14 protein-coding genes are annotated in these 15,218 nt (G+C 66.6%); 12 read left to right on the top strand and 2 right to left on the bottom strand.

Translation table 11 applies throughout. The features are described 5' to 3' along the window. Positions 1 to 593: sulfatase/phosphatase domain-containing protein (locus MJ777_RS07255; RefSeq protein ID WP_239374380.1), on the top strand; the 593-nt coding region annotated here is incomplete at its 5' end. 167 nt (positions 594 to 760) lie between these two features. Continuing rightward, positions 761 to 2,152, top strand: coding sequence for an MFS transporter (locus tag MJ777_RS07250; protein WP_239307946.1), 1,392 nt, complete (start codon positions 761 to 763; stop codon positions 2,150 to 2,152). Between the two features lie 171 nt (positions 2,153 to 2,323). Here the strand turns inward: MJ777_RS07250 and MJ777_RS07245 are convergent, their stop codons facing one another. Together MJ777_RS07245 and MJ777_RS07240 are read right to left on the bottom strand one after the other, a co-directional pair. Beyond that, entirely contained in the window at positions 2,324 to 3,394 is a 1,071-nt protein-coding gene (locus MJ777_RS07245) for an inositol-3-phosphate synthase (protein ID WP_239307945.1), read from the bottom strand. A 113-nt stretch (positions 3,395 to 3,507) separates the two neighbouring features. Further along, the gene (locus MJ777_RS07240; RefSeq protein ID WP_239374377.1) at positions 3,508 to 4,140 is read right to left on the bottom strand and encodes a PadR family transcriptional regulator; all 633 of its coding nucleotides are present in this window, start codon (positions 4,138 to 4,140) and stop codon (positions 3,508 to 3,510) included. Between the two features lie 484 nt (positions 4,141 to 4,624). Here MJ777_RS07240 and MJ777_RS07235 point away from each other — a divergent pair, with 484 nt between their 5' ends. From MJ777_RS07235 to dnaB, 10 genes are all read left to right on the top strand, one after another. Next, entirely contained in the window at positions 4,625 to 5,026 is a 402-nt protein-coding gene (locus tag MJ777_RS07235) for a DUF5318 family protein (protein ID WP_239307943.1), read from the top strand. Between the two features lie 230 nt (positions 5,027 to 5,256). Further along, positions 5,257 to 7,779, top strand: a complete 2,523-nt coding sequence (locus MJ777_RS07230) for a transglycosylase domain-containing protein (protein WP_239307942.1) — start codon at positions 5,257 to 5,259, stop codon at positions 7,777 to 7,779. A 104-nt stretch (positions 7,780 to 7,883) separates the two neighbouring features. Then, positions 7,884 to 9,755, top strand: coding sequence for a glycosyltransferase family 87 protein (locus MJ777_RS07225; protein ID WP_239374374.1), 1,872 nt, complete (start codon positions 7,884 to 7,886; stop codon positions 9,753 to 9,755). Continuing rightward, on the top strand, positions 9,755 to 11,158 hold the full coding sequence (locus tag MJ777_RS07220) for a hypothetical protein (protein ID WP_239374371.1): 1,404 nt from the start codon (positions 9,755 to 9,757) through the stop codon (positions 11,156 to 11,158). The genes MJ777_RS07225 and MJ777_RS07220 overlap by 1 nt, the downstream gene beginning before the upstream one ends. Positions 11,159 to 11,217: 59 nt before the next feature. Further along, the gene (locus MJ777_RS07215) at positions 11,218 to 11,496 is read left to right on the top strand and encodes a hypothetical protein (RefSeq protein WP_239307940.1); all 279 of its coding nucleotides are present in this window, start codon (positions 11,218 to 11,220) and stop codon (positions 11,494 to 11,496) included. A 124-nt stretch (positions 11,497 to 11,620) separates the two neighbouring features. Further along, positions 11,621 to 11,938, top strand: coding sequence for a 30S ribosomal protein S6 (rpsF, locus tag MJ777_RS07210; protein WP_255720521.1), 318 nt, complete (start codon positions 11,621 to 11,623; stop codon positions 11,936 to 11,938). Between the two features lie 14 nt (positions 11,939 to 11,952). After that, on the top strand, positions 11,953 to 12,531 hold the full coding sequence (locus MJ777_RS07205) for a single-stranded DNA-binding protein (RefSeq protein WP_239307939.1): 579 nt from the start codon (positions 11,953 to 11,955) through the stop codon (positions 12,529 to 12,531). A 36-nt stretch (positions 12,532 to 12,567) separates the two neighbouring features. Then, entirely contained in the window at positions 12,568 to 12,804 is a 237-nt protein-coding gene (gene rpsR, locus MJ777_RS07200) for a 30S ribosomal protein S18 (RefSeq protein WP_131749434.1), read from the top strand. Between the two features lie 11 nt (positions 12,805 to 12,815). After that, the gene (rplI, locus tag MJ777_RS07195) at positions 12,816 to 13,262 is read left to right on the top strand and encodes a 50S ribosomal protein L9 (protein ID WP_239307938.1); all 447 of its coding nucleotides are present in this window, start codon (positions 12,816 to 12,818) and stop codon (positions 13,260 to 13,262) included. 577 nt (positions 13,263 to 13,839) lie between these two features. Then, positions 13,840 to 15,207: a replicative DNA helicase gene (dnaB, locus tag MJ777_RS07190; protein WP_239307937.1), complete on the top strand. Its 1,368-nt coding sequence runs from the start codon at positions 13,840 to 13,842 to the stop codon at positions 15,205 to 15,207. Positions 15,208 to 15,218: the final 11 nt, after the last annotated feature.

The following is a 15,218-nucleotide window of genomic DNA, read 5'->3' as shown; positions in this document are numbered from 1 at the left end:
ATCTTGTCTTCACCTCGGACAACGGCTACAACCTCGGCTCTCACCGTCTCGTCCAGAAGATGGCTCCCTACGAGGAGTCGCTGCGGGTGCCGTTGGTTGTCGCCGGGCCCGGGATCAAGGCGGGTACGGACAGCCATATGGTCGCGCAGATCGACCTCACGCCGACCTTCCTGGAGCTGGCCGGGGCGGCGGTTCCGGCGGACGTCGACGGGCAGTCGCTCGCCGGCCTGCTGCACGGTCGGGAACCGACGTCGTGGCGCCGCGACCTGCTGGGCCAGTATGCGGGCCCCGGCGAGGACGGCCAGGACGGGATCGTCGCCGAGCAGGTGAACAACGCGGCCGCGCACTATCTCGACCTGCCGCCGTGGACCGGTCTGCGGACCGATCGCCACCTCTACGTCCGCTGGTACGACGTCGACCGGGCCCCACAGGTCCACCAGTTTGAGCTTTACGATCTGGCGGCCGATCCGTACGAACTCACGAACCTGCTTGCCACCCCGGCGGGCCGGCGACAGAACGCGGCGCTTGTCGCCCAGCTCGACGCGCGGCTGAACCAGCTCGCGTCCTGCGCCGGAGCGTCCTGCCGGAGCTGAGCGCAGCCGCCCGGCCCCGGCCGCCAACCCGTGTCACAGCGCCGCCCCGCGGGCACCCAGCCAAACCCCCGGGGCGGCGCCCGCTCCGGCCGTGTCAGCGGAGGCCGGAGGGAGTGTTGGAGGGGTACGGCGCGGCCGGCGGCCGGGTGGGTCCGTAGGCTCGTGGTGTGGCGCGGGCCGGAGATCTGCGACAACTGTTCGAGCTGACCGGATTCCGGCGGCTCTTCGCCTCCCGACTGACCTCACAGGCCGCGGACGGCGTCTTCCAAGCGACCCTGGTCAGCTATGTGCTGTTCTCGCCGGAGCGAGCCACCTCCGCGGCGGCGCTCGCAACATCGCTTGCGATCGTTGTCCTGCCGTTCAGCGTTATCGGGCCGTTCGCCGGGATCGTGCTCGACCGGGTGTCACGGCAGCGGGTGCTGGTGGTCTGCGCGCTGGTCCGGGCAGTCCTGCTCGGCCTGCTCGTCGTGCTGATCGCCGCCGGGCATACCGGTGCTGACTTCTACGCGGCCGCGTTGGCGGTGGTCAGTGTCAACCGGTTCGTGCTTGCCGCGCTGTCCGCGGGTCTGCCGGTTGTCGTCGCCGAGGGAGGGCTCGTCACGGCGAACGCGCTGTCGACCACCGCCGGGACACTCGCGACCCTCATCGGTGCCGGCATCGGCAGCGGTCTGCGGGGGCTGATCGGTGGGGACGACGCGGGTGTCGCGCTGGTGGCCGCATTCGCCGGCATGATCTACCTGGTGGCCGCGGGTACCGCCACCCGCGCGGGCCGGGGCGAGTTCGGCCCCTTGGCCGCACCGCCTGGGCAGGGCGTTCTCAGCGAGGTTCGACAGGTGGTCGCGGAACTGGCGGACGGTGCGGGCCATCTGTGGCGGCGGACGCCGGCCCGGTACGCTCTGGCCACGCTCACCGGGTCCCGGGCGTCGTACGGTCTGACCTCGGTCATGGCAATCTTGCTCTACCGTAACTACTTCACGGGTGCGGACGGAGGACTGGGAGGCCTCGCGCTGTTGGTGACAGCCGGTGGGGTGGGAACGGTCGCGGCCGCGTTCGTGACACCGCGGGTGACCCGGCGGATTGGCAAGCAGATGTGGATTGTTCTCGTCCTGCTCGCCGCTGGCGTTGTCGAGATCGTTCTGTGTCTTCCGTTCACCTCGCCGCTGCTGATCGCCGCATCGGTACCGATCGGGTTCGCGGCCCAGGCCAGCAAGATCTGTGTTGACACGGTCGTGCAGGAACAGATTGACGACGCCTACCGGGGACGCGTCTTCGCCTTGTATGATCTTCTGTTCAACGTCGCTTATGTGGCCGCCGCCGCGCTCGCGGCGATCACCCTACCGGCCACCGGCAGGTCAACGGTTATGGTGGTGGCTGCCGGTGTCGGTTACATCGTGTGTGCGCTCTTGTACCTGCGTACGCGCGCGTCCGGTTCATCCGGTCCGTCCGATCCGGATGAACCGCGCTTTGGCCCGCTGCCCACGACCACCGCGCCGCCTGCCTCGGTGACAACGGCGCCCGCCATCTCGCTCGAGGCCTCCGGACGCGCGAAAGAATTATGATCACACGGTTCTCCGGCCCGCCGGGACAGTGATCCGGCCATGATGGCTGACCGTGACAGCTGGCGATGGGTAGCGGAAAAGCATGAAAAAGGCGGCGAAAGAAGCGACGAAGAAGGGGGGCCGGCCACCCCCTCCGGATGGCCGGCCCCCTCGGTGCCTTCGTGGCTTGTCCTACTCGCCGCGAATGAATGCCTCCACCTTGTCACGGGCGACGTTGTCACGGTACTGCTCCGGTGGTGACTTCATGAAGTACGAGGATGCGGCGAGCAGCGGCCCGCCGACCCCCCGGTCAAGGGCGATCTTGGCGCAGCGGACCGCGTCGATGACCACACCGGCACTGTTCGGCGAGTCCCAGACCTCGAGTTTGTACTCCAGGTTCAGCGGCACATCCCCGAAGGCTCGTCCCTCGAGGCGGACATAGGCCCACTTGCGGTCGTCCAGCCAGGAGACATAGTCGGACGGACCGATGTGGATGTTCTCTCGGCCCATGTCGTGGGAGAGCTGAGACGTCACCGCCTGCGTCTTGGAAATCTTCTTGGACTCCAGCCTCTCCCGCTCGAGCATGTTCTTGAAATCCATGTTGCCGCCGACGTTGAGCTGCATCGTGCGGTCCAGGACGATGCCTCTGTCCTCGAACAGTTTTGCCAGTACGCGATGGGTGATGGTGGCGCCGACCTGCGATTTGATGTCGTCGCCGACAATTGGCAGCCCGGCCGCGCGGAACTTCTCCGCCCATTCGGACCGGCTCGCGATGAACACCGGAAGGCAGTTGACGAAGGCGACGCCCGCGTCGATCGCGGCCTGGGCATAGAATTTCGCCGCGTTTTCGGAGCCGACAGGAAGATAGCAGACAAGGACGTCCACACGGGCCTCACGCAGGGTGGCCACTACGTCCACGGGTTCCTCATCGGACTCGGCGATCGTCTCGCGGTAGTAGCGGCCAAGGCCATCCAGGGTGTGACCGCGGGCGACAGCGATGCCGAGCGGTGGTACATCGATGATCTTTATGGTGTTGTTCTCGCTGGCGACGATCGCCTCGGACAGGTCACGCCCGACCTTCTTCGCGTCGACGTCGAACGCCGCGACGAACTCAAGGTCCCGGACGTGGTAGTTGCCAAGCTGGGTGTGCATCAGGCCCGGCACCCGCGCCGACGGATCAGCGTCGCGGTAGTACTCGACCCCCTGGACGAGGGATGCGGCGCAGTTGCCTACACCGACAATAGCGACACGTACCGAACCCATGACGGTCTGCTCCCTTTGGCTATGTGTGAAGTGATGCTGGTTGTGGATGCTGCTGGTGATGGCCGGGCCGCTGGTGGTTACGACGACGACGCGAGATCAGAGGCACCTGCCCGTCAGCCGGTGGGCGGAGTCCCGTCGCCGTTGTCCTCCCGAGCCGGTGGCTGTGTCGCCCCGGGCCGCGCCGTATGTGCGGACATGTCTGGGGGCACCCCTGTGGGCGGTGCCTGCGCCCGCTCGGTCTCGATCAGTTCGGTCAGCCAGCGGACCTCGCGCTCGACGGACTCGAGACCGTGACGCTGAAGCTCGAGCGTGTAGGAGTCGAACCGTTCGCGGGTCCTGGTCAGCGCGGACCGGACCTTCTCCCGTCGTTCCTCCAACCGTCCGCGCCGGCCTTCAAGGATGCGCAGCCGGACAGCCGCATCGGTTTTACCGAAGAAGGCGAAGCGGATCCCAAACATCTCGTCCTCCCAGGAGGACGGACCGCCTTCACCGAGAAGGGCCGCGAGGCGTTCCTTGCCCTCGGCAGTGAGGGTGTACACGACACGGCTGCGACCGCCGAGGCGACCCGCGGCAGTGGGGCCGTCGGCGGTGACGTAGCTCTCGGCCGCGAGCTTGCGCAGGCACGGGTACAGCGACCCGTAGCTGAAACGGTGGAAGGTACCCAGCACGGTGTTCAGTCGTTTTCGCAGTTCGTAGCCGTGCATCGGACTTTCCGAGAGCAACGCGAGGACGGCCAACTCCAACATCGCTACTCCCTCCACCGTGACTGAGCTGACTGTTGTGATCCAGCTGTTGTGATCCAGTGATTACGATTAAGAGCGACCGGCAATAGGGGACGCGGCGTCGCGGGGCTGGGGCACGCCCCTCGCCGCATCGCTCCCCGTCCATCGCTGCGCGATGCACGGGTACCCCGGCTCGTCGGTCGCCACCCAACACCTCCGGTGGCTGTCTCCGTCGCCTCGCGATGCACGCACCCCAGCCCCGCTCCTTGATCCACGCTCCTATTGCCGGGCGCTCTAAGCAGTTATGATCAGAGTGTCAGACATATCGTTCCGATACATCGAGGATGCCACTTCGGGGAATCCAAGGCAACAACGGATGTCTGGTACGCAACGGCGAGATGGTCAACTGGCGGCCTGTGACACGCCGTGTTCAGGGGTTCTCCGGTACCGCTGACGCATCTGTCCGGACCGTCTGCCGAGACGCGGCATCCGGCGTACCGTTTTTGCCATGCGCCCACGGTCGGTTATCGACTACGCGCTCGCCCGGCGAGCGACGCTCGCTGATCTGCACGCGGGCAGAGTGTCGACGACGGACGTCTGTGACGCCCATCCGTACCTGCTCCGAGCGGCCAAGTACCATGGCGAGCCGGCTGCCCGGCGCTGCCCGGTCTGTCGGAACGACCCTTTGATCAACGTTACCTACACCTACGGTGACGAGCTCGGCGTGAGCTCTGGTCGGGTCCGGGCCACCAGGGACCTACCGGAGCTGGAACAACGGTTTAGCGAACTGAACGTCTATGTGGTGGAGGTCTGCACCTGCTGTGGCTGGAACCACCTGACTACGTCCTTTGTGATCGGGACCGGCCAGCCCCGCGCACGCCGAGGGAGCAGCCGGCGCACAGCTGACTAGCCGGTCAGGACCACGTGAGCGCACTTCTCCGCATGCGGCTGGCGCGGGCCGTCCCGAGGCCGCCGGTTGGCGAGCTGTCGGCAAGGTGTCCGGCCCACTGGTGACTCCGTCGTGGAAGCGGTTTTGCCGGAGGCGGTGTGGGTGCGCTCCTGAAGGACGGCGTAGCGTCTTTTGTCAGCCACCGACCATGCGGGGTCTTCTACCCCCTGTCGCGACGGACGGGACAGTCAGTGAGGCCACCCTACGATCGGGATGCGCACCCGCGCGATGACGACAACGGGCGTACCCAGATCCGCCATGCCCCGGCTGGCCGGGACCATCCCGGTCCCGACGGATGGGGCGGGGCCACCAGCAGCCTGTACGACACGACCGACCGGGCCGCGATGGACCGCATCGGCGTACGCGAGCGCACTGCCAGCTCCACCACCTACGTGCGCCGTCCCCGCCCGGATGACGTGTTCGCCACGTCGGCGGTCGAGGCCCTCGATCGGGGTGGCGACAGCCCGCCCGGCCGCGCGGGCCGCCGCGCGGCCGAGCCCACGGTCCGCAGAGGTCAGGGGAAACACGGTCCGATGTTCTGGCGAAACCGTCCTCGGTGGTTGCGTCGACTCGTCCTGCTTGGGCTGTTGTTCAGTGTGCTGATGATCGCAGCCCTGGTGGCGGTGGTCCTGGCCTTCACGAAAGTGCCGTTGCCAGCCACGGTCAACACCGCCGAACAGACGTCGGTCATCACCTACGCCGACGGCCGGACCGAGATCGCCAAGATCGGTACGGTCAACCGGACGAACGTACCGCTTTCCCAGGTGTCGGTGGACGCCCAGCACGCGGTGCTCGCCGCCGAGAACAAGAACTTCTACAGCGAACCCGGTATCTCCCCGAAGGGAATCGCTCGAGCGATCTGGGTGAACCTCCGTGGTGGTGAGATCGCCCAGGGTGGTTCTACGATCACTCAGCAGTATGCCAAGAACGCCTACCTGACCCAGGAGCGGACCTTCTCCCGGAAGTTCAAAGAGATCGCCATGGCGATCAAGATCGATCAGCAGTACTCCAAGGACGATGTGCTGGAGTTCTACCTGAACACGATCTACTTCGGGCGCGGATGCTATGGCATCGAGGCCGCTGCCAAGACCTATTTCGACAAGCCCGCCAAGGACCTCACCGCGGAGGAGGGCGCGGTCATCGCCGGGCTGATCCGTTCTCCGAACGCGCTCGACCCGAGAGTGACCCCGGTCGCCGCGGAACGCCGTTGGCACGAGGTGATCGACACGATGGTCGCCAAAGGATGGTTGGACCCGTCCCGCGCGGGTCCCGACAAGAAGCCTCCGGTGACCAAGGAACGGGACAGGTCCAACGGGCTGGCGGTCTCATCGCCGCAGGCCGCCTACATTCGTGACCAGGTCAAGGACGAATTGATCGCCGCCGGTATCACCGAGCAGCAGATCAACTTGCAGGGTCTGCGCATCCAGACCAGCATCGACCAGGGCCGCCAGACCGCCGCCTACCTCGCCGTCACGAACGTGCTCCAGAAGCCCTATGCCGCCGTGCCCGACCTGCGGACCGGGCTGGTCGCCGTCGAACCGAGCAGCGGCCGGGTACTTGCCTGGTACGGCGGTTCGATCTACGGCAAGGGCACGAACGGCCAGACCTTCTGGGAGGACAACGTCTCGGAGGCGCAGGTGCCGCCTGGGTCGACCTTCAAGCCGATCACCCTGGCCGCGGCCCTGACGCACGGCGCAAGCCTGAACTCGACCTACGAGGCCCCGGACGTGCTCAAGATCCCCGGAAACGCCGCCGATGGCAGCGGTACGTATGTCGTTCACAACGACGAGGAACACGGCAACTTCGGCTACCCCAATCTGATCAAGTCAACCGCGGAATCCATCAACACCGTGTTCGTACCGCTGGGTATCACCGCTGGAATCGACAACGTGATCTCCACCGCGCGTGCCCTCGGTGTGTCCAAGGACGTCGCGCTCACCGACGACGCCGGAGTGACCCTCGGCCGGGACGGCATCACGGCCAAGAACATGGTCGCGGTCTACAGCACCTTCGCGAATGGAGGGAAGGCCATCCCCCCGCATCTCGTCGACCGGGTCGTCGACGGTAAGGGAAAGGTTATCTACGAGGGTCCGAGGAGATCGACGAATGCTCTGTCCGCGAGCGTGACCGCGGACGTGACCTACGCTCTGCAATCGGTGATCAAGGACGGTACCGGCAAGGCCGCCCAGCTGGCCGACGGCCGTCCGGCGGCGGGCAAGACAGGTACCACCGACAACTTCCGTACCGCCTGGTTCTGCGGCTACGTGCCACAGCTGGCGGCCTGCGTGAACATGTTCCGGGGCGACGGTGGCGTCAGCAAGGCGACCGCGCTGGTCGGCATCCCCGGGGCTATGAGCGGTGTCTATGGCGGTGGTTATCCGGCCAAGGTCTGGAAGGCCTTCATGGACGGCGCGCTGAGCGGCGTAGCGCCACAGGCTTTTGCCGCACCGAAGTATGTTGGGACGGTCACGAACGCCTCACCGTCGCCGACTCCGGAGCCGACCGTCCCGCAGCTGCCTGGGCCGACATCCACAGCGGCGGTATCGATCTCCCCCACCCAGTCGCGACCGATCCCGGAAAGTTCGCCCACCGCTGGTGCGACTACCCCACCTGGGCTGGTGTCAGCGACAACGACACCAAAGGCCAAGCAGTCATCCAATAACAATAATGGTAGCAATAATAACAATATTACATTTCCGACGCCTTTTGGGTGAGTTCATGGAGCCCGACGGGCGTGCCAGTGCTGCCAGTGCGAGACGCGCCTCGCGTGGGAGGCATGCGGTCCAGGTGCGGCGTGTGGCCCGGGTGAGAATGACCCATGGCTAGCGCACGCCGGGAGACGCATCCTGGGACAGGCCCCGAAGTGTCCCGGCCGACGGCATCCCTTCGACGGGTGTGCCCGTCGAAGGAGGACCCGGTGGTTGCCGGTGCGAGCATGATCATCGGTGGCCCGCCCGGGGCACACGCCCGCATCGGTGTCGATCGGAGCTGGTGGACGCCGCTGCGGGTACTCATGGCCTTCACCGTCGCGATGTGCCTGTTGGCTTACGCCCAGAAGGCGCCCTGCCGGGACACCCGTAACTGGTCGCACGAGTACCAGTACACGCGGATGTGCTATTCGGACGTAGTCGCCCTGTACGGTCAGGAGGGGCTGGCCAACGGCAAGCGGCCCTTCCTCGACTACCCCACTGAGTACCCGCCGCTGATTGGCGCTGCCATGCAGCTCGCGTCATCGGTCGCCGGTTTCGCCTCGCCGTCGCGGCCGGTGTACCGCGATGACGCCGGCAGACAGGTCGTGGCCGGATACACGATCGACCAGCGCACGGCGACTTTTTACGATGTCACAGCCCTGCTGTTCCTGGTGGCGGCCTGCGCCACGGTGTTCTGCACGGCGCTGGCCGCGGGTCGGGCGAGGGTCTTCGACGCCGCCTTGGTCGCGCTCGCTCCCGTTTTGCTGCTCCATCTCATGACCAACTGGGACATCCTGGCGGTGGCGTTCGCCGCCGGGGGGTTGCTGGCCTGGTCACGCCGTGCGCCCACGCTCGCCGGCATCTTGATCGGGCTGGGCGCGGCGACGAAGTTCTACCCGCTGTTGTTCCTGCTGCCGCTGGCTGTGCTCACTCTGCGTGCGGGCATGCTCCGGTCCTTTGTCCGTACCCTGGTGGCCACGGTGGCGACTGCCGCGGCGGTGTGGGGGCCGCTCTGGCTGATCGCCGGGTACTTCAAGGGTGACGAGCGGGTGGGCGACAGTATCTGGGGGACGCTGTGGGCCGGTGGCGACTGGTTCGCCAGGATCGGTGGCCACTGGGGTGACGGGACGAACGCGATGTTGCGCTTCGTCGACCTCAACTCCGGGCGCGGCCCGGACTGGGACTCGCTGGCTTTCGCGACCACCTGGCTGGCCAGCTCCTTTTCGTCCCGCATGTTCGGCGCCGTCCATCTGATCATCATGCTGGTGGCCGGGATCGCGCTGGCCGCCGTCGGTTTCGCGGCGGCCTCGCGTTGGCCGGCCTGGCGACTAGTGGTCGCGCTGGCGGCGTTCACCGGATGGCTGCTGGTCGCGGTCTTGGCCCCGGTGCTACTGACCGATGTCCGAGAGCACGGCATCCCCACCGGCACGCTCAATATCGTTTCGATGGTCGTGCTGGGGTCACTTCTTCTCGGTATAGCCGCGCTGGGATGGTTCGCGCCCCGGCGGCCGCGCCTGCCCCAGCTGCTGTTTCTTACGGTTGCCGTGTTCCTGGTGACGAACAAGGTTTTCTCGCCGCAGTACACGCTGTGGCTGGTGCCGCTCGCGGCGCTGGCCCGGCCTCGCTGGCCGGCTTTCCTGGCCTGGCAGGCCAGCGAGGCTTACGTGCTGCTCACCCGTTTCCTGCACTTCGTCTACAACGACACCAACGGAGCGAGTGGGATCGACCGCGGTTGGTTCGTCAGTGCCGTCGTCATCCGCGACCTCACTCTGTGTGTGTTTGCTTCGCTGGTCATTCGCGAGATCCTGCGCCCCGAACTGGACGTGGTTCGCGTCGCGGCCGAGGCGGACGACCCGGCCGGGGGGGTACTCGACGGCTCCGCGGACCGCCGCGGCCGGCGGGCCGCGCGCGTCGCGGCGGACGCCGAACCCCGGCCTGACGACCTGGCCGTCACCCAGCCCGATCCGGGCGGGTGGGCCGCGGCTGTCGGGACCGTTTGATGGCCCTGACGTCGGGAGACCCGCTATCTGATCACTCTGGTGACGCCGCGCCGGATTCCGGTGCGGCCACGCGGTCCGGGGCCGGGCTCACGCCCGAGCCAGGCCGTGCGTCGGCTCAGGGCGCGGGCACGCCCTGGCCCGCTTTGGCCGGCACGGTCCGGTCGTGGTTGGACCGGCTCCCGGAAGCCGTCCGGGCGACCTTTCCGGTCTGGTTCGCCAGCCGGATCACGGTCATCCTGCTGTCGTTGGCCGCGTCCCGGGCGCTGTCCGGTCAGCCGAGCGCTAATCTGCCGACCCTGTCGACGTTGTGGAACCGGTGGGATGTCGGGCTGTTCACCAAGGTCGCGCGTTTCGGATACGAGTCCCCGAAGTACGCTGATCACACCGAGGTGGACTTTCCCGGTTTCCCGCTCGCGATGCGACTCGCTCATCTGGTTTTTGGTGACTGGACGGTCGCGGGGATGGTGGTCTCCTTCGTCGCGGGGGCAGTGGCTGTGGCGGCCATCTGGCAGCTGCAGATCGATGACGCCGCGGCCGGACAGCTGGCCATCTCGACCGGACCGGTGCCCACCGCGACCGGACCGGTGTCCGCCGGAACCGGACCGGTGTCCGCTGGCAACCGGCGCCGGACAGCTCCGGGTGGCCCGGACCGCCGCGCCGCGGACTTCGCTGTCCTCGCGCTGTTGCTGTTCCCCTACGCGGTGTTCCTCTGCGCCGGATACTCCGAGGCGATTTTTCTCGGCTTCGCCACAACGTCCTGGCTCGCCGCGCGCCGCCAGCACTGGTGGGCCGCCGGTCTGCTCGGCGCGGGAGCCGCATCGACCAGGGTCACCGGAATCCCCTTCTGCTTCGCGCTGGCGGTGCAGTATGTCGTCGGCCGGCGGCGTGCGGGCCTGCCGGTGTTCGCGCTGCCGGGACTCGCGCTCGCGCTGCCCCCGTTGCCCGTGCTCGGCTTTGTCACCTACCTCCGGGTCCGGACCGGCCGGTGGGACTCCTACGCCGAGGCGATGCGGGTCGGCTGGCACCGGGAGATCGACTGGCCGTGGGTGGGATGGCGGACGACCTGGCACGCTGCCTTCGACACGTCGCAGTCATCGGCGTTCGCCTGGTTCTGGCGCGGCGAGGTGGCCGCTGTCGTCCTCGGAGTCGTGCTGACCGTGGCGCTTGTGCGGTCCGCTCAGATAGGTGAGGCTGCCTTCGTCGGTGCCGCGACCCTGTTGATGAGCTGCTCGAACTACTTCGCCTCAGGGATCCGGACAATGCTGGTCGCTTTCCCGATGTACCTGCTGCTTGGCCGTGTCGCGATCCGGCGGCCCTGGGTGCGGCCGGCCTACAGCTGGCTGTGTGCGCCGGTCATGGCAGTCTTTGTCATTGCCTTCACCCAGGGTCAGTGGGTCGACTGAGCCCGCCTGGAGCTCCGTTCCCCAGATCTTCACCTCGCGGACAGTTGGGGAGCCTCGCTGTGGCGGTCGTCACCTGCGTCTGCCTCGCCGCGGCCCTGGGCGTGACCGTGGTTGGTGTGATCTGGCCGTCGCCTGATCGGCACCTGCGTGGCCTGCTCGTGGTGCTTGCGCTCACGGTTGTCATCGGATTGGTCAGCGCCGGGCTGCGGGTGGTCGTCGCCGCTAGGTGGTCGCCGCCGGATGCGCTGGGCGTTGACCGACGAGCCGGGGCACCCATCCATCGCGCGGCGATGGATGGGCAGCGAGCGGCGGCCCGCGGGCCGAGCCGTATCGAGTAGTGTTTGCGAGGTTGCCGCTTGTTGGCCCGCGCGTGTTCCACGTACGGGTGACCGGATACGCGGCTTGTCCTCCTGCCACGGAACTGTCCGTGGCCGCCCGAGTCCACAGGAGGTGGGTTCACCCTTGCCACGGCATTATGAACTGATGGTCATCCTTGAGCCGGATCTCGAGGAACGCACGGTCGCGCCGTCTCTGGACCAGTATCTGACCGTCGTCCGCTCCAGCGGCGGCGTCGTCGAGAAGGTTGATGTCTGGGGCCGGCGCCGGCTGGCCTACGAGATCCGCAAGAGCTTTGAGGGCATCTACGCCGTCATCGACCTGTATTCCGAGCCGGCGGTGGTCGCCGAGCTCGACCGCCAGCTCGTTCTCAACGAATCGGTGATCCGTACCAAGGTGATCCGGCTTCCCGAGAAGAAGCCTCGACGTAAGATCGCGGCCTGAGGGGATTTGGTTTCATGGCCGGCGAAACAGTTGTCACGGTAGTCGGAAACCTGACGAACGACCCTGAGCTTCGGTTCACGCCCAACGGCGCCGCGGTCGCCAGCTTCACCGTGGCCTCGACGCCGCGGACCCTCGACCGGACCACCAACGAGTGGAAGGACGGGGACGCGCTGTTCCTGCGCTGTTCCATCTGGCGGCAGGCCGCGGAGCATGTTGCCGAGTCGCTGCAGAAGGGCGCCCGGGTCATCGTGCAGGGCCGGCTCAAGCAGCGGAAGTGGACCGACCGTGAGGGTAACGAGCGCATCTCGGTCGAGCTGGACGTCGAGGAGATCGGTCCCTCGCTGAGGTACGCCACCGCGAAGGTCGTCAAGGCCAGTCGCGGTGGCGGCGGTGGGTATGGCGGGCCGGCCGCTGGCCCTGCTGGCGGCTATGGCGGGCCACCGCAAGCGTCCGGCGGGCCTGCCGGGCCTGCCGGAGCTGGTGGCTACGGCGCCCCCGTTCCCGCTGGTGGCGGCTCGGGCTACGGCGGTGGCGCCGTTGACGACCCGTGGTCCGCGCCCGCCGGAGCCTACTCCGAGGAACCCCCGTTCTAGGGGCCGGTCAAACCCACAGACATATAGGAGCGCACGATGGCCAAGGCGGCCGTGCGCAAACCGAAGAAGAAGGTTTGCGCGTTCTGCAAGGACAAGAGTGACTACATCGACTACAAGGACACCTCGCTGCTGCGGAAGTTCATCTCTGACCGCGGTAAGATCCGTGCCCGGCGAGTCACCGGCAACTGCAGTCAGCATCAGCGTGACGTGGCGATCGCGGTGAAGAACAGCCGCGAGATGGCGTTGCTGCCTTACACCTCGACGGCTCGCTGAGGAGCATGGCGATGAAGCTGATCCTCACTCAGGAGGTACCCGGCCTCGGTAGCCCCGGTGACACGGTCGACGTCGCTGGCGGCTACGGGCGTAACTACCTCATCCCCCGCCGGTACGCGATCGTGGCGACGCGGGGTGCCGAGAAGCAGATCGCTCAGATCCGCCGGGCCCGCTCGGCCCGGCAGGTCCGGGACCTCGGGCATGCCAAGGAGATTGCCGGCCAGCTTTCCAGCCTGTCCGTCCAACTGGTGAGCCGGGCGGGTAAGGAAGGCCGGTTGTTCGGCTCGGTGACGGCAGCGGACGTGGTGGCGGCGGTCGCCGCGGCAGGCGGTCCGGACCTGGACCGCAGGCGGGTGGAGCTACCGAAGCCGATCAAGTCACTAGGTGCCCACACGGTTTCGGTGCACCTGCATTCGGACGTCGTCGCGACCGTCCGTCTGGACGTCATCTCTGCCTGAGAAGATCTGTCTGAGAAGATCAAGGCAGGTTTGAAGCAGGCGGCTTGGGTGACCACGGTGTTGGCTGCTGGCCGCTGGATCGGTCGGTTGATGTTACATCGTGGTCACCCTTCGTGCTGTTGTTCTCTGTCGGCGCCAGATCCATTGTTGATCTTCGGGGGCACGAGGCACACGATGATCGAATTCTGGATTTCTTCTGTCCACAGGCGGTGGATGGCGCCCATGCCCACCAGGCCGTGACTTCGGCTTGGACGATCTGTCCTTCAGTTGGTTATCCACAGCTTCAGGGGACTTGTCCTGATGCTGTCCCCAAGACTTTCGGTCTTATCCACAGGTCTTATCCACAGTTCCTGTGGATAACTATTTGGGCTCCTGGAGCGCACCCCCGTACAGTCGGCGCCGCTGGCTGGACTGTTCCCTGGGGTTGGCCGGTCGGCCGGGTGTGGCTGCTGGGCGGAGGGCGGAGGATTGACAGAACCATCTCGACCGTCGAACATATGTTCGACGGTCGAGATGCTCGAAGCGGTGGTTGCGACACAAGCGGCGGTCACGACAAGGCGCATGGCAGGGGGTGGTCATGACACTGACCGATATTGACCGCGCTCGGAGTGGTGCGGGCGGGTCGGTCGACTTCGATCGCATCCCACCTCATGATCTTGCTGCTGAGCAGAGCGCGCTGGGTGGCATGCTGTTGTCGAAGGACGCGATCGCGGACGTCGTGGAGGTACTCGCCGCGGGTGACTTCTATCGGCCCGCGCACGGCACGGTCTACGGCGTCATCGGCGACCTGTACGGCCGTGGTGAGCCGGCTGACGTCATCAGCGTCGCGGCCGAACTCGGCCGGCGGGAGCTGCTTGAGCGGGTGGGTGGGCCGGCATACCTGCACACCCTCATCTCAAGTGTGCCGACGGCGGCAAATGCCGGCTATTACGCCCGCATCGTCGCGGAGAAGGCTGTTCTGCGTCGCCTGATGGAGGCCGGCACCCGTATCGTCCAGCTCGCCTTCGGCCCCGCGCAGGACGTCGACGAAATCGTCGACCGTGCTCAGGCCGCCGTCTACGAGGTCACTGAACGTCGTTCGAGTGAGGACTACGCGCCCCTCGGTGAGCTGCTCAATCCCGCTTTGGAGGAGATCGAAGCCATCCAGGGGCACAACGGGTCACTGACCGGGGTTCCCACCGGCTTCAATGACTTGGACGAGCTGACCAATGGGCTGCACGGTGGCCAGTTGTGGATCATCGCGGCCAGGCCCGCCGTCGGGAAGTCGACCCTCGGTCTAGATCTTGCCCGAGCCGCGTCGATCCGTAACAGCATGACATCTGTGATCTTTTCGCTCGAGATGAGCCGGATGGAGATCACCATGAGATTGCTGTCGGCGGAGGCACGGGTATCGCTTCAGAGCATCCGTACCGGCCGCCTCACCGACGAGGACTGGGCCCGCCTCGCCCGCCGGATGGGCGAGGTCGCCGACGCTCCCCTGTTCATCGACGACAGCCCGCACCTGACCATGATGGAGATCCGGGCGAAGGCCCGGCGGCTCAAACAGCGCAACGACCTACGGATGATCGTCCTTGACTACCTGCAGCTGATGTCGTCGCCGAAGCGAACCGAAAACCGTCAGCAGGAGGTCAGCGAGATATCGCGTTCGCTGAAACTTCTTGCCAAGGAACTCGATGTCCCGGTGGTGGCGATCTCCCAGCTGAACCGCGCCTCGGAACAGCGTGCGGACAAGCGTCCGCAGATCTCCGACCTTCGCGAGTCGGGGTCGCTGGAGCAGGACGCGGACGCCGTGATCCTTCTTTATCGGGAGGATACGGTGGAGAAGGAGTCAGCCCGTGCGGGCGAGGCCGATCTGATCGTCGCCAAGCATCGTAACGGCCCGACCGGCACCGTCACCGTCGCTTTTCAGGGCCACTACTCCCGTTTTGTCGACATGGCCAGTTGAGCGGGAGCAAA

The sequence above is a fragment of the Protofrankia sp. Cj5 genome (genome assembly GCF_917627405.1).
In the GTDB taxonomy this organism is placed as follows: Bacteria; Actinomycetota; Actinomycetes; order Frankiales; family Frankiaceae; genus Protofrankia.
Note: the sequence above shows the minus strand (reverse complement) of the source record. Positions and strands in the feature narration are given on the sequence as shown.

Bases quoted from the DNA above. Each gene is read 5' to 3' on its own strand.
- dnaB (WP_239307937.1), top strand. From the start codon at position 13,840: ATGACACTGACCGATATTGACCGCGCTCGGAGTGGTGCGGGCGGGTCG.
- MJ777_RS07240 (WP_239374377.1), bottom strand. From the start codon at position 4,140: ATGTTGGAGTTGGCCGTCCTCGCGTTGCTCTCGGAAAGTCCGATGCAC.
- MJ777_RS07235 (WP_239307943.1), top strand. From the start codon at position 4,625: ATGCGCCCACGGTCGGTTATCGACTACGCGCTCGCCCGGCGAGCGACG.
- MJ777_RS07205 (WP_239307939.1), top strand. From the start codon at position 11,953: ATGGCCGGCGAAACAGTTGTCACGGTAGTCGGAAACCTGACGAACGAC.
- MJ777_RS07245 (WP_239307945.1), bottom strand. From the start codon at position 3,394: ATGGGTTCGGTACGTGTCGCTATTGTCGGTGTAGGCAACTGCGCCGCA.
- rpsR (WP_131749434.1), top strand. From the start codon at position 12,568: ATGGCCAAGGCGGCCGTGCGCAAACCGAAGAAGAAGGTTTGCGCGTTC.
- MJ777_RS07225 (WP_239374374.1), top strand. From the start codon at position 7,884: ATGGCTAGCGCACGCCGGGAGACGCATCCTGGGACAGGCCCCGAAGTG.
- rplI (WP_239307938.1), top strand. From the start codon at position 12,816: ATGAAGCTGATCCTCACTCAGGAGGTACCCGGCCTCGGTAGCCCCGGT.
- MJ777_RS07220 (WP_239374371.1), top strand. From the start codon at position 9,755: ATGGCCCTGACGTCGGGAGACCCGCTATCTGATCACTCTGGTGACGCC.